The organism is Wolbachia endosymbiont (group A) of Ischnus inquisitorius (assembly GCF_964026985.1).
GTDB classification, from domain to species: domain Bacteria; phylum Pseudomonadota; class Alphaproteobacteria; order Rickettsiales; family Anaplasmataceae; genus Wolbachia; species Wolbachia pipientis.
In genome coordinates, this window is sequence record NZ_OZ034715.1 from 77013 (window position 1) to 91449 (window position 14437).

The following is a 14437-nucleotide window of genomic DNA, read 5'->3' on the forward strand; positions in this document are numbered from 1 at the left end:
AGATATTATAGCCTTTTACTTGTTTCCGGACAACCTCTAAGTGAAACTAAGACAGAAGTTCATAGTACTACTAATGTTGTTGCACAAGCTGCTGAAGAGAAAACTGCATCAAACGACAATAGTGAAATGCAGTCTGATCAGCCACAAATTCCAACAAGGGCAAAAAGGTCAGCTTCAGTGGAGGAGAAAGAGCAAGAACAGGTAGTATTAAAAGACACAATTCTCAAAATAGAAAAGAGCTACGAGCAGGACTCAGAAGGGAAGCATAAGGCAAATGTAACGATAAATTATAATGATGTGAAAGCCTTGTATGATAGAGCGGAAGGAGCAGAAAAGCAATCTGTGTTAGATTTTTGGAACAAACTGCACACATCAGATTATAAGGTTGGTGCTTTGCCGGAAGACAAATACTATTTTGAAAAAGGCAAATTCGTAATCCACGATAGTGGCACAAAGAAGCTTATAGTGTTACCTGAAGATAAGGTGTCCATCAAGATAATGAAGGATGGTGATAGTTATAGTTTAGCTATATCAAGTGGTAATGGCAAAGTATAGCATTTCTCATAATAGTCCGAATAGGTCATAGGAAGGCAGAATCAACAGCACGACGAAAGGATTCGAATAGAGGAATGTTTTTCCTGGCTCTGTTTTTTATAGCAAACCAATGATGCTCAATTTTGTTAAAATCTGGAGAATAAGGCGGCAGATACAAAATTTCTGCACCGACTCCTTTAGCGAGCTTGATAAGCTTATCAGACTTATGAAAAGTAGCATTATCAAGAATGACAGTTTGTCCAGGTTCTAAGATCGGTGCCAAAAATTGCTCAAACCATCCATTAAAAATATCCATATTACAGTGGCCTTCAAATGTTAATGGAGCAACTATCTTTCTTCTACTTAAGGCTGCAACCATGCTGATTCGTTGAGTTTTTTTTCCAGATTTTAGGGCATAAAATCGCTGTCCTTTCTGGCAATACCCATATGGATAGTCCTCCGTGTTATCAATCCCAGACTCATCTATATACACTAAGTTTTCTGGTTCTTTTGTTGCTATAATTTTTAAGAATTCAGCACGTTTTTCTTCGTTCCTTTCCTTGTATCCATATGTCTTTTTTTGCGCGTAAATCCAATTTTTCTGAGAGCTCGGTGGATCGTTTGGATACTAACGTTGCCCCAAAGTTTAGCCATTTCCGACAGAGTTTTTCTACCGTGTTTTTTAGCAAATTCGATAAACTTATTCCAGTCGATAATTTTCTGATTGTAACCTCCATTACCGAGTTTTTTTGACTGAAAGTCGCCTGTTTCTTTTTTTCTTTGCTGCCACTCCCACAAAGTAGTTCGTCCAATTTTAAATCTTGCTGCCACTGCTTCTCTGCTTTCCCCTTCGTCTAGTGCTTCCATTGCTTTTTTTCTTAAATCATAACTATATGCTGCCGGCATCCAACCTCCTTATCGCCATCTATCCTTAATCTTATCATATCCGGACTTCTGTGGAAAGAGCTATAATAAACAGCATTAGTAAAATAGATAATCCAAATTACGAATTGCTGTCAGATTCAAGTCATTTCAATTCAGGGGAGCAAGATAATATTGTATTATCAGATCAACATCACGAATATAATCTTTATCTAGAGAATGGTTTTGTGAAAATGTTCGATTGCGCAAGCGATCACATTTATCACGACCACAACTCGGCCTATATCTAATACATACAAGGAGGGCAGTGCCCTCTTCTTGTCATTCCAGTGTCAAGCACTGCCGTCTTGGATGGAAACCAGCGTCACGCCCTGGAATGACAGGGTTTGTCATCCGAGTAGCCCCTTCGGTGTCATCCCAGTGCCCAGACACTGGGATGGCTTTGTTGCATCGCTACTTATGAAAGGCTAACTATAATTAGGATTATAAGCAACATATTGAAAATCTTGTTTTTTTGCAATCAATCTGATCAAATTTAAGAATAGTAATTTATTATTTATATTAATAAATTTAATTCTATTGAAAATAGCTAAAGCATTGAAATTCTTGAATTTTAGCCGGATTAGTGAGTGGTAGTGAAATTTCTTTTACTCAAATTTAGGTATTCACTGACCGTTCTTGTTATAAATACCAGAATAATAAGCTACTGATATTCTCCACCTTTTTTATCTTTAATCCATCATAGCTAGCGATGCAACAAAGCCCACTGGGATCCAGAAAACTTAACTTTATAGCTCTTTTTACAATAATCCGAACAGACCGTAATATGCTACTGGCCTGCTATAGCCATAAACACATATCTTATCGCATTCGGACTATTATAAGAAAGGCTATACAGCTTAGATCCAAGTAGTCACGCTACTTGGATGACGTCATATGGTCCTCTGATGACGGAAAAAGGACTCGGATAACACCCTACAATGTCATTCCAGCGCGTGACGCTGGAATGGCTTTGTTGCATCGCTACTTATGAAAGGCTAACTATAGTTAGAATTATAAGCAACCTATTGAAAATCTTGTTTTTTTGCAATCAATCTGATCAAATTTAAGAATAGTAATTTATTATTTATATTAATAAATTTAATTCTATTGAAAATAGCTAAAGCATTGAAATTCTTGAATTTTAGCCAGATTAGTGAGTGGTAGTGAAATTTCTTTTACTCAAATTTAGGTATTCACTGACCGTTCTTATTATAAATACCAGAATAATAAGCTACTGATATTCTCCATCTTTTTTATCTTTAATCCATCATAGCTAGCGATGCAACAAAGCCCGCTGGAATCCAGCCTTTTCATAATCATTAAAATGTTGTATTTTAACATAAAACGGCTACTTTTATGCTTACTAACTTAATAAAATTCCTGGATCCCAGTGTCTGGGCACTGGGATGACACCCTACTAGCAGAAGTTATAGCTCTTTCCACAGAAGTCCGGATATGATAAGATTAAGGATAGATGGCGATAAGGAGGTTGGATGCCGGCAGCATATAGTTATGATTTAAGAAAAAAAGCAATGGAAGCACTAGACGAAGGGGAAAGCAGAGAAGCAGTGGCAGCAAGATTTAAAATTGGACGAACTACTTTGTGGGAGTGGCAGCAAAGAAAAAAAGAAACAGGCGACTTTCAGTCAAAAAAACTCGGTAATGGAGGTTACAATCAGAAAATTATCGACTGGAATAAGTTTATCGAATTTGCTAAAAAACACGGTAGAAAAACTCTGTCGGAAATGGCTAAACTTTGGGGCAACGTTAGTATCCAAACGATCCACCGAGCTCTCAGAAAAATTGGATTTACGCGCAAAAAAAGACATATGGATACAAGGAAAGGAACGAAGAAAAACGTGCTGAATTCTTAAAAATTATAGCAACAAAAGAACCAGAAAACTTAGTGTATATAGATGAGTCTGGGATTGATAACACGGAGGACTATCCATATGGGTATTGCCAGAAAGGACAGCGATTTTATGCCCTAAAATCTGGAAAAAAAACTCAACGAATCAGCATGGTTGCAGCCTTAAGTAGAAGAAAGATAGTTGCTCCATTAACATTTGAAGGCCACTGTAATATGGATATTTTTAATGGATGGTTTGAGCAATTTTTGGCACCGATCTTAGAACCTGGACAAACTGTCATTCTTGATAATGCTACTTTTCATAAGTCTGATAAGCTTATCAAGCTCGCTAAAGGAGTCGGTGCAGAAATTTTGTATCTGCCGCCTTATTCTCCAGATTTTAACAAAATTGAGCATCATTGGTTTGCTATAAAAAACAGAGCCAGGAAAAACATTCCTCTATTCGAATCCTTTCGTCGTGCTGTTGATTCTGCCTTCCTATGACCTATTCGGACTATTATGAGAAATGCTATACTCTCAAATGTTTGTTCATGTTAGCTACAAACATTAAGAAATTTACCAAACGAAAAAAAGGCAAAAGAAGCCCCAGTCATTGTCTATAGCTCTTTTTACAATAATCCGAACAGACCGTAATATGCTACTGGCCTGCTATAGCCATAAACACATATCTTATCGCATTCGGACTATTATAAGAAAGGCTATATTTTCAGTATTGGCGTTTTTTAAGTCTTAAACACTGCAATTTAGCTGCTTTTAAATGCAACTCATCTTAGTTTAAATGTTTAAGAAATTTACTAAGCAGAAAAAAAGGCAAAAGAAATCCCGTATTAGCTAGTTGTCACTCTCTAACCCTGCAAATTGGCGTGCTATACTGTCTTAAACGCTTTATAAGCGCGTTTCAGCTTATATAGGTAAAAACCCAGAAATGTTGTGAAGAAGTAGGGTGCGCATAGTGCAAAAAATTAAAAATAAGACGCCAATTACGTAATACTGTTGTCGTTTAATCTGCACAGATTGAAGATAAATGAATACCTTCAGTTTCATGATAAGAGGGCTGGCGAAGGGTGTCAAGTAAGTTTTTTCGTTTCTACCAGCTACTTGGATGACACCACATAAATTAATAAATAGGAAAATTACTACAAATCCTTTCAACTTTAGCTTTTACTGCTTTTTCGACACTTGAGCTATTTCCGCTGATTAATCCTTGAATTACTTCATTTATTAGACCAGCTATCTCTTTAAAATTTTCTGCCTCAAGTCCGCGTGTTGTCTCAGCAGCGGTGCCAAAACGGAGCCCTGAAGTGATGGTCGGCTTTGCTGTATCAAATGGTACAGAGTTTTTATTACAGGTAATACCGGCTCTCTCAAGGCTATCTACAACGTCTTTTCCAGTTAATTTCTGCGATCTTAAGTCAACTAGCACTATATGAGAGTCAGTGCCACCGGTTATAATGTCAAGTCCATGCTTTTGCAATTCTTGAGCCAGCACTTTCGCATTTTCCACGACTTTCTTGCTATAAGTCTTAAACTCTGGTGCTAATGCTTCTTTAAATGCAACAGCTTTTGCAGCTATCACATGCATAAGTGGCCCGCCCTGCAATCCTGGAAAAACTGCGGATTGAATTTTTTTGTGTAATGCTTCATCATTGGTCATCACTATTCCACCACGAGGACCACGCAAAGTTTTGTGAGTCGTGGAAGTCATAACATGTGCATATTCAGCAGGGGATGGATATTCGCCCGCTGCAATAAGCCCTGCATAGTGAGCAATGTCTGCAAGCAAATAAGCACCAACTTTATCTGCAATCTCGCGAAAGCGTTTGAAGTCCATTTTTCTTGGATAAGCAGAAGCACCAGCTATGATCAATTTCGGTTTATGCTCCAGCGCCAGCTTTTCTATCTCATCCATATCCAGCAAGTAAGTGTCTTTATTCACTGTATATTGAATTGACTTAAACCATTTACCAGAAAGGCTTGGTGCCGCACCATGAGTTAGATGCCCACCGCAACTCAGTGATAATCCAAGTATTGTATCGCCTGGAGTAAGCAGTGAAGCAAATACCGCCTGGTTTGCCTGAGAACCAGAATGAGGTTGAACGTTTGCAAATTTAACACCAAACAACTTACAAAGTCTTTCTATAGCCAGACTTTCAATTTTGTCCACATGCTCACAACCACAGTAATATCTTTTACCTGGATAACCTTCTGCGTATTTATTAGTCAGAAAAGAGCCTTGTGCCTCCATTACCGCTTTGCTTGCAAAATTTTCTGATGCAATTAATTGCAATTGTGATTTTTGGCGTTGTAATTCTTTTTCTATAGACTGATAAACCTCGTTATCAAAAGACTTTAAACTATTTTTAGAGCCACAGATTTTTTTTAAAACACTCATCATAGATCAAACCTCGCTTTAATTTTAAGATGCACAAGCAATTTTAAGACTGCTTATCCTGCTTTTTTAACCATAAGAGCCCAAAAACAGCTATCAGCAAACATACAGGAATAATAGATGTTGCTTTTATCAGCAATTCAGCACTATACACAGGATTTCCTTGTATCACTGTCCTATCCCAACACAAATCTATTATTTTTGCGATCCCAGTGTGAAAAAAATAGCCAAAAACCATAACTATCATGTTTGACACAGCTGTAGCCAGGCCTACTAAGTTATTATTTACATAACTTATCGCTTTGTAAATGGTAACCACCTGATATCCAGATGTGAAGCCAATAATAAAAAGCGTAGGTAATACAACATACAAGCCACCAATCTGAGTAAAAAGCAAAAGAAAACTAGCGATCATTGCAAATGAGCATGCAATTATTACTTCATAATGCTTATTTTTATATTTTTCCAATAAATAAGCCAAAGAGAATGATCCTGTTAACATTCCTATCAATATTACGGAAGAGAGAGAAGATGCCAAGTCTTCATTCATTTTATATACTTCAAAAAAGAATGCTTTCACCCAACCATCGGCAAAACCTTGCATTGGACCGACCATGAGTCCACCAAAAAAGCTAATTAGAATAATATGCTTGTTGAAAAGTATGTTTTTTAAGTCTCTAATGCTAACTTTTTCCTGTTGAGCATTGCTTTCAGGCGTTACTAAGAACAGCAACAGAGCAAGTAAACACCCAAATGCTGAGAATGTATAGATAACATAATTCCAGCCAAATTTATCGAGTAAGAAGTCTAAAGGTAACCCGCCACATATCCCTCCCAAAATTCCTATAATTATAGATAAGCTGGCCATTCTTGCTGATTTTTCTTGCGCAAAATACATGCTTGCAACTTTAAAGATTCCAATTGCCGAAGCGGATGACCCAATTCCCACAATTATTCTTCCAATTATTGAATAACTCCACTCATCAAAGCATATAAGCGGTAGTGTTCCGGTAAATGTCAAAACGGTACAAGCAGGTAAAACAAACTTTGGTCCAAATCTATCAAGGAAAAGACCAATAGGTATATGAGCTAGCGTATAGCCTACATAGTATAACCCACCAAACTGGCCAACATCTGCAATACTTATGTTAAATTTTGTTATTAATTCAGGCGCAATTATGTTTGGAATTACGCGTAATATATATTGGTATGCATAAAACAGTGACGTCAACAACCAGATTAAAAAATTCCTCTGCAACATGAATCTCAGCTAAAATTTAGGATTATAGATACTTTAGTTATAAAAAACAATACTATATTAATCATCTAAATCTGCTTAGCTCTTTTTACAGCTTATAACTTTAAGTAACCAAAAGCCTATCATTCCTATTAGTAGGCATATAGGTATTATTAACATAGACTTAACCATTACATCAGTTCCATAAAATGGCTTTCCATCGATAATTTCACCGTTCCAATAAAAATTCATTATATTTGCAATAATGACGTGAAAAAAATAACCAAAACTCATAACTATGGAATTACCTACAGATCCTGCACTTGCTACTGCTTCGTTTTTTACACAACTTACAACTTTAGCAGTAAAAACAATTTGGTATGCAGAAGCAAGACCAATAATGAATAGTAATATACATGCCAGGAGTTCACTAATATTGCATATAAAAAGTAATAAGAACACAATTATCATGGCCATAGCACAAGAAATTATTATTTCATAGTGCTTGGTTGGATTTTTTGCTAATATGTAAGGAAGTAATAAATGCCCAAAGCCAAAGCCTACTAGTATCCATTTTGAAATGCTATATGCAATGTGTCTATCTATAGCGTACATCTCATGCAAGAATGTTGCGGACCACGCATCTGCAAAGCCTTCTAATGGTCCAACCATAAAACCGCCAAACAAACCTTCTAAGAAACTCCTAAGAACCTTCTTCATCTATCGGCTCCTCTTTCATTAGTATATAACCAAATTCCTTTGCTTTTTTAGTCAAATTTTTGACTACTCTCTCTTTGTAGAGTGTTTCATAATAGTTCATTCCTTTTTCTACATATTCTTGTCCATATTTTAGCATATTATAAAAAATACATGCTAATTTCCTTGCTGTAGCAGTGATCGCTTTTGGTATCCCTAGTCGCTTCTTTAACCTCCTGCAGTATGCACCAAGTGCAGTGTTGCTTCTTGATACACAATGAGCAGCAAGTCGCAAGGCAGTTGCAGCACGATTAACAACTTTACGAGTTCTTGTTCCAATAATTTTCCCTCCTGTAATTTTATTAGCAGGACTTAATCCGAGCCAGGAAGAAAAATGCTTTTCTGTCCTCCATTTATTGTGATTTATACCTGTTTCTGAAATGACAGCCTGTATACTTAATACATCAAGTCCTGGAACTCTAGTAAAATCCATCCCCGTTATTCGATATAAATCTTCATCTACGGCAAAATCTGGACTATTCTTCTGTTTTCTCTTTCGTGTCTTATTCAATGCCCTGTTCTCATTCGACTTTGTTTCAAATGTTTTATAGTAATTTTCTATACTTTTATCACATCCCGTTATTTGCTCTTGAAAAAAAGTATATGCTGCATATTCTTGTTTTAGCACAAACAAGTGTTCCTCTCTATAATCACCAGCTAACGCTTTTGCTATAGTAGACTGATCATTTTTTATTCGTGCATCCCTGAATTTAGCCAATTTCTCAGGATCTCTTTCGCCTTCAATTATAGCTTCAATGATTTTCATACCAGTTATCCCAGTAATATGACTAATAACCTTGTGTAATTGAATATTCATTTGAATTAGCGCTTTTTGCATACGTTGAGTATGTTTAGCTGCATTTTCAATTAGATTAGCACGTTGTCTAACGTAACTACGCAGTACACACATTTGATTATCCGGTCTAAATGATCCTTGAAGCAGTCCATAGCTGTGCAATTGTTGCAGCCATTGACAATCTTGAACATCAGACTTTCTACCAGGCACATTTTTGACATGTCGCGCATTTACTAATTTTACTTCAAATTTATGTGATTCTAATATTTGAAATAAGGGAATCCAATATACTCCAGTTGACTCCATGGCTACAGTTCTAACCTGACACTTTTTTAACCACTTTGCTAAGTTGTGTAGATCTACTGTAAAGCACCCAAATTTTTGGATACGTTGTTCATCTCTTCCTTCAGGTACACATACATAATGTACAGTCGAGCCAATATCAATCCCTGCTGCATCAAGGTTTATTGTTTTTAATTTACTTTTTGCTTCTGCCATATAAAATCCCTCCTATATTATTATGATAAGAAGCACTTCAGCTTGGGACGGTTAGGTTATACAATCTTCTAAACGAGGTAGCCCAAAAAGAACTCCATCAATGGTTTTACCATTTCCCCCAAAACCATGCTTTCAAACGGGCATTTATAGCACCATTGATTGTTTCGGTTATAGCTGCAGAAGCGCTTCTTCATAACACTATACCCAAAGAACATAAAGTAAAGAGGGAGTTCCTTTTTGGTTTTACAGATTTTATCTGTTCTGGGCTTTCAATAAAATATCTTTATTAAATATAACTTTGCTTAAATTTTTAATATTTAATTCTTCGTCTGAGGTGCCAACTTTAGGTATAGATATAAAGGTAGTTAAAGCAAGCAATAATCCAAGCATTATATACACAGTAAATAAATAATCCCACCCAAACTTATCAAGTAAGACATGTAATGGTTTGGTGGCAAATACACCACCTGAAATGCCAATAATAACCGATATGCTGAACATCATGGCAAATTTTTCTCTATGGTAATAGATTCTTATTATTTTAAAGAGTCCAAGTACTGAAGCAGAGGATCCAATACCAGTAATTATTCTTCCAATAATAGAATAACTCCAATCATTAGAACTGACTAAAGGTAAAGCACCTAAAGATGTTAATGCAATACAAATCGGTATAACAACTTTAGAACCAAATCTATCTAAAAGAATACCTACAGGAATATGTGCTAACACATAACCTACATAATACAGTCCACAAAATTGTCCTATTTCTGTTGTTCCTATATTAAACCTTACTACCAATTCAGGAATTATAATATTTGGAATTACGCGTAATATATATTGGTATGCATAAAACAGTGACGCCAACAACCAGATTAAAAAATTCCTCTGCAATACTTTACCCCAAAGCTAGCATTATAGATACTCTGTTTATAGAAAACAATATTTTTATGAATACTTATTTTAATTTACCGGAATTTTATACAGTTGAACTCATAGCCAACATAAGTAGTTTATGCATTAACTAAATTTTCCAGGTTCAAGTTTGGATGATGGAAAAAGTTCACTTTTTCTATTTTTAAAAGAGACCTTTTATTTTACTTATAATTTTTTCTACCATATCTACAACTGGCTCATGAATAAGGTATATGAAAAAAATTACACCACAAATGATAAGTATATTTATGATTTTACCCTTATTCATCTTTATCTTGAGCTTCACTTTTGTTACAAGATCCATTTTATTTATGTTTTTATTTCATGCTGACAATTATATCTTAAATACCATAATTTTCAGTAAAATTTGACTTCAGAAGTATTCTATTAATTCAATATTAACCTTTTTATGTGTAAAATAGTTAATATAATATTAAAGCAGGCTGATGAATATAAGCACGATAGATAATACGCTGCAAAATTACATAACAAAATACATTGAACAAACATTCGCTGCACACGTGCTAGGCAATAGATACGACAAATTGTATAGGAAACTTCTAAGTGGTATAGAAGAGATAATAAAGCTTGCTGTAAATGAAGCAAAACACTACGATGAAAATTTAGAAGATCTATATAACGATTCAAGATTTAATAAGAAATTTATTCAAGCTGTTGCTAAACATCAGGTGTCGGAATTTTTAAATATAGCATTTCTCATAATAGTCCGAATAGGTCATAGGAAGGCAGAATCAACAGCACGACGAAAGGATTCGAATAGAGGAATGTTTTTCCTGGCTCTGTTTTTTATAGCAAACCAATGATGCTCAATTTTGTTAAAATCTGGAGAATAAGGCGGCAGATACAAAATTTCTGCACCGACTCCTTTAGCGAGCTTGATAAGCTTATCAGACTTATGAAAAGTAGCATTATCAAGAATGACAGTTTGTCCAGGTTCTAAGATCGGTGCCAAAAATTGCTCAAACCATCCATTAAAAATATCCATATTACAGTGGCCTTCAAATGTTAATGGAGCAACTATCTTTCTTCTACTTAAGGCTGCAACCATGCTGATTCGTTGAGTTTTTTTTCCAGATTTTAGGGCATAAAATTGCTGTCCTTTCTGGCAATACCCATATGGATAGTCCTCCGTGTTATCAATCCCAGACTCATCTATATACACTAAGTTTTCTGGTTCTTTTGTTGCTATAATTTTTAAGAATTCAGCACGTTTTTCTTCGTTCCTTTCCTTGTATCCATATGTCTTTTTTTGCGCGTAAATCCAATTTTTCTGAGAGCTCGGTGGATCGTTTGGATACTAACGTTGCCCCAAAGTTTAGCCATTTCCGACAGAGTTTTTCTACCGTGTTTTTTAGCAAATTCGATAAACTTATTCCAGTCGATAATTTTCTGATTGTAACCTCCATTACCGAGTTTTTTTGACTGAAAGTCGCCTGTTTCTTTTTTTCTTTGCTGCCACTCCCACAAAGTAGTTCGTCCAATTTTAAATCTTGCTGCCACTGCTTCTCTGCTTTCCCCTTCGTCTAGTGCTTCCATTGCTTTTTTTCTTAAATCATAACTATATGCTGCCGGCATCCAACCTCCTTATCGCCATCTATCCTTAATCTTATCATATCCGGACTTCTGTGGAAAGAGCTATAGCTGATTGATTTGCCAGTAACCGAAAAGCTTTAGTTTGTGGTTCATTTAAATTATCACTTAAGACCACTGGAATACTCTCCATACCAAGTTTTCTTGCTGCTTTAAGTCTTAAATGACCATCAACCACAGTTCCATCGCTTTTTGCAACTATTGGTATACGAAAGCCAAATTCCCTGATTGAAGCACACATTCTATTTACTACATCATCATTTTTACGAGGATTACGCTTATATTCGACGAGGTTTTCAACAGGATAGTAGTGGATTGCTAAATTCATATAATTTAAATCCTTAATAATTAAAAAGTTAATATTCAAAATATCTCTGACGCTAAAGAAGGCCTGGGGTTGAACCCACCAAATCCGCCATTCTGGCTGAAAGGACCCACTTTTTATGGATTTTTCGTCTTATTAATATCTTTACTAATATAGAACATTAATGCCAAAGCATCGGCCTCATTATCATCTCTAGGTGAAAAACTTTTTTCACGTATCGCTTCAATAACTTCACTCTTACTTGCATTGCCTTTGCCTGCTATAAAGCGTTTTATAGTTTTAACATTAACACCTTGGTAGGGAATATTGTTCTCTTCACACCAAGCAGACAGCACTGCAAGAAACCCACCGTAGCAATGGGCTGCATCAGTTCCTAAATGTCTTCTCACCTCCTCAAAGTACACTGCAGAAATGTCTTTCAAAGAATTGAGCCAATTGCAAAAGTTTAAGAAACACATTCCACCTCCGCTGAAACGACTACCATGAAAGCTTTTGCTCCCACTTTCAATTATTCCATCTGTTAGAATTGCCCAGCCTGTTTGCTTGCCGAGATCTAGCGTTAAGATTGACGTACAAAAACTCCTTTGTGTAATTAAAGTTCAATGCCCTGTATAATATATATGTACGATGACTCGCAAATTCGTCCGCAATTTTGAAAAAAAATTAAAAAAAATTTCATATCCTGCCATTTGAGTTTTTACTTATCTTAATAACTATTTTACATAACTTATATTACGCCAATATTTATATTATTATATTATCATATATTATATTTTACCTGTATTTAAATATATATATAATATATATAAGACTTCAGTAATCCGTAAATCCTCTTCACTGGCCGATTTTAGCCACTTAACTTTAGAAACGGCTTTTAGGAATAGAACATAAAAAAGACAATATTATCAATAACTTAACGATTACTGCTTTCTGAAATACTAATTAGTAATTCAGAAATTAGGTACGAAATTGGTAGTTTTTTACCTATGAAAAAGTAGCTTCAGTAGTGTATCAAAACGTTTAAATCTTATTTTAATTTTTAAAGATTTTATTCTTTTAGATAAAAAAATTATTACTACTTTTTTATAATAAATTAGTCATACAAAGTCTTGGTAAAAATCTCTATTCATGAAACTTTTGGAGTTTTTATGAAGAATTCTTATCAAGGAATCGATTCTACAATTGTTAAACATGTGAGATTTCAAGCTTCGCGCCTTAAATCCAAAAGCTGTTTTATTAACGAAAGTCTCGAAGATATAGAACAAGAGCTTTTTTGTCAGGTTTGGCAATATCTTAACCGGCACGATGAGAAAAGAAGTAGTTTTAGTACTTTCGTTGCTAGATTAGCTAATTATTGTGCTCGCAATATGTTACGCAATCAGTTATGTCTAAAACGTAATATAACTTTTGATGATATAAACGACGATATTCCAGATCATAGGAACTCGGAAATCGAAGCGATAATTCGCACTGATATAAATAATATAATTTCAACTTTGTCTGAAAAAGATAGTAATTTATGTCAATTACTTAAGGTATTTACTATTACTGAAGTTTCTGTAATAACCAAAATACCAAAGACAACTATCTATCGCACACTAGAACGAATACGCAATAAATTCTCAGTTTTAGAGAAGTTATAGGCTCTCGATTATATTTGCTCAAAAATTTTTTTTTGCAAATTGCGGACGAATTGCCTAGGTCATCGTACATATATATTTAGGTACTGGGAGAAAAATGAAAATAATGAACAGCAATGAACGGCTAAAAGTTCAAACAGGTATAAAAATGGTCATCTTTGGTCCTTATGGTATAGGTAAAACTAGTCTCTTAAAGACCATAAATGAACCAACACTTTGTCTTGATTTTGAGGCAGGTTTACTTGCTGTTCAAGATTGGCAAGGGGATTCTGTAAGTATTCGTACTTGGAATGAGGCAAGAGATATTGCATGTCTCATAGGTGGTCCTAATCCTGCGTTAAAATCTGACTCAGCGTATAGCCAAAGACACTATGAGCATGTATCCAGTAAATACAAAGAGCTTTCTTCAGAGTTTCTCAAGTATCGATGTGTTTTTATCGATAGTATTACAGTAGCCTCTCGTTTATGTCTATTATGGGCAAAAATGCAACCTGAAGCTTTTTCTGAAAGATCAGGAAAACAAGATATGAGAGCTGCTTACGGGTTACTTGCTCAAGAGATGATGGCTTGGCTCAATCAGTTTCAACATATTCCAAATAAAGACATCATTACAGTTGGAACTCTTGGACAATACCTCGATGATTTCAATCGCTCGACTTGGCTACCTCAATGTGAAGGAGCTAAAACTGCAAGTGAAATTCCTGGGATAGTTGACGAAGTAATTAGTATGGTTGGAATCAAGAAAGAGGATGGTACAGAGGTTCGTTCATTTGTCTGTCAGACGATTAATTCTTGGGGATATCCTGCTAAAGATCGAAGTGGTTGCCTTAATATGGTTGAAGAACCGCATCTAGGAAAACTTCTTACAAAAATTAAAACTAAAGCTTTTGCAATTCAACCTGTCACGCCCAACATATAGGAGGT

14 protein-coding genes and 2 pseudogenes are annotated in these 14437 nt (G+C 35.4%); 7 read left to right on the forward strand and 9 right to left on the reverse strand.

Annotation, left to right across the window (positions count from 1 at the left end):
• The first annotated feature begins 126 nt into the window (after nt 1-126).
• Nucleotides 127-555 carry a hypothetical protein gene (locus tag AAGD90_RS00415; RefSeq protein WP_341821952.1) on the forward strand — a complete coding sequence of 143 codons (429 nt, stop codon included), beginning with the start codon at nt 127-129 and terminating at the stop codon, nt 553-555.
• 25 nt (nt 556-580) lie between these two features.
• Here the strand turns inward: AAGD90_RS00415 and AAGD90_RS00420 are convergent.
• Nucleotides 581-1440, reverse strand: a protein-coding gene (locus tag AAGD90_RS00420; RefSeq protein WP_156518142.1) for an IS630 family transposase whose coding sequence is annotated in 2 segments (ribosomal slippage) — nt 581-1116 and nt 1116-1440 — 861 coding nt in all. Because the reading frame shifts where the segments join, the coding sequence is not laid out codon by codon here.
• A 283-nt stretch (nt 1441-1723) separates the two neighbouring features.
• On the opposite strand from AAGD90_RS00420, the gene AAGD90_RS00425 reads away from it, so the two are divergent.
• From AAGD90_RS00425 to AAGD90_RS00435, 3 genes are all read left to right on the forward strand, one after another.
• Nucleotides 1724-1879, forward strand: coding sequence for a hypothetical protein (locus AAGD90_RS00425; RefSeq protein ID WP_153296799.1), 156 nt, complete (start codon nt 1724-1726; stop codon nt 1877-1879).
• A 288-nt stretch (nt 1880-2167) separates the two neighbouring features.
• Nucleotides 2168-2329 (forward strand): hypothetical protein, encoded by a 162-nt coding sequence (locus AAGD90_RS00430; protein ID WP_341821953.1) that lies wholly within the window; start codon nt 2168-2170, stop codon nt 2327-2329.
• A 622-nt stretch (nt 2330-2951) separates the two neighbouring features.
• Nucleotides 2952-3811 (forward strand): IS630 family transposase gene (locus tag AAGD90_RS00435; RefSeq protein WP_156518142.1). Its coding sequence is split into 2 segments (ribosomal slippage): nt 2952-3276 and nt 3276-3811, totalling 861 coding nucleotides; the frame shifts between segments, so codons are not numbered across the junction.
• A gap of 634 nt (nt 3812-4445) precedes the next feature.
• On the opposite strand, the gene glyA is transcribed toward AAGD90_RS00435, so the two are convergent.
• The 5 genes from glyA to AAGD90_RS00460 form a co-directional block, all read right to left on the reverse strand.
• A complete protein-coding gene (glyA, locus tag AAGD90_RS00440; protein WP_209472475.1) occupies nt 4446-5723 on the reverse strand; it encodes a serine hydroxymethyltransferase in 1278 nt (425 codons plus the stop codon).
• A 40-nt stretch (nt 5724-5763) separates the two neighbouring features.
• A complete protein-coding gene (locus AAGD90_RS00445; protein WP_174515890.1) occupies nt 5764-6978 on the reverse strand; it encodes an MFS transporter in 1215 nt (404 codons plus the stop codon).
• A 75-nt stretch (nt 6979-7053) separates the two neighbouring features.
• Entirely contained in the window at nt 7054-7674 is a 621-nt protein-coding gene (locus tag AAGD90_RS00450) for a hypothetical protein (protein ID WP_341821954.1), read from the reverse strand.
• Nucleotides 7658-9004 (reverse strand): IS110 family transposase, encoded by a 1347-nt coding sequence (locus AAGD90_RS00455; RefSeq protein WP_341821667.1) that lies wholly within the window; start codon nt 9002-9004, stop codon nt 7658-7660. Before AAGD90_RS00455 ends, AAGD90_RS00450 begins: the two co-directional genes overlap by 17 nt.
• Nucleotides 9005-9256: 252 nt before the next feature.
• Nucleotides 9257-9895, reverse strand: coding sequence for an MFS transporter (locus AAGD90_RS00460; protein ID WP_341821955.1), 639 nt, complete (start codon nt 9893-9895; stop codon nt 9257-9259).
• Between the two features lie 488 nt (nt 9896-10383).
• On the opposite strand from AAGD90_RS00460, the pseudogene AAGD90_RS00465 reads away from it, so the two are divergent.
• Nucleotides 10384-10644 (forward strand): annotated as a pseudogene (locus AAGD90_RS00465) (hypothetical protein); the annotation flags it as partial.
• A 29-nt stretch (nt 10645-10673) separates the two neighbouring features.
• Here the strand turns inward: AAGD90_RS00465 and AAGD90_RS00470 are convergent.
• The 3 genes and pseudogenes from AAGD90_RS00470 to AAGD90_RS00480 all read right to left on the reverse strand — a co-directional run bounded on the left by AAGD90_RS00470 (nt 10674) and on the right by AAGD90_RS00480 (nt 12439).
• Nucleotides 10674-11533, reverse strand: a protein-coding gene (locus tag AAGD90_RS00470; RefSeq protein ID WP_341821956.1) for an IS630 family transposase whose coding sequence is annotated in 2 segments (ribosomal slippage) — nt 10674-11209 and nt 11209-11533 — 861 coding nt in all. Because the reading frame shifts where the segments join, the coding sequence is not laid out codon by codon here.
• Between the two features lie 64 nt (nt 11534-11597).
• Nucleotides 11598-11876: pseudogene (locus AAGD90_RS00475) on the reverse strand (ParB N-terminal domain-containing protein); the annotation flags it as partial.
• Nucleotides 11877-11989: 113 nt separating this feature from the next.
• Entirely contained in the window at nt 11990-12439 is a 450-nt protein-coding gene (locus AAGD90_RS00480; RefSeq protein ID WP_038228276.1) for a crossover junction endodeoxyribonuclease RuvC, read from the reverse strand.
• Between the two features lie 582 nt (nt 12440-13021).
• Between AAGD90_RS00480 and AAGD90_RS00485 the strand changes: the two genes are divergently transcribed.
• Together AAGD90_RS00485 and AAGD90_RS00490 are read left to right on the forward strand one after the other, a co-directional pair.
• Nucleotides 13022-13516 (forward strand): sigma-70 family RNA polymerase sigma factor, encoded by a 495-nt coding sequence (locus AAGD90_RS00485; protein ID WP_190321275.1) that lies wholly within the window; start codon nt 13022-13024, stop codon nt 13514-13516.
• A gap of 94 nt (nt 13517-13610) precedes the next feature.
• Nucleotides 13611-14432, forward strand: coding sequence for an ATP-binding protein (locus AAGD90_RS00490; RefSeq protein WP_341821957.1), 822 nt, complete (start codon nt 13611-13613; stop codon nt 14430-14432).
• Nucleotides 14433-14437: the final 5 nt, after the last annotated feature.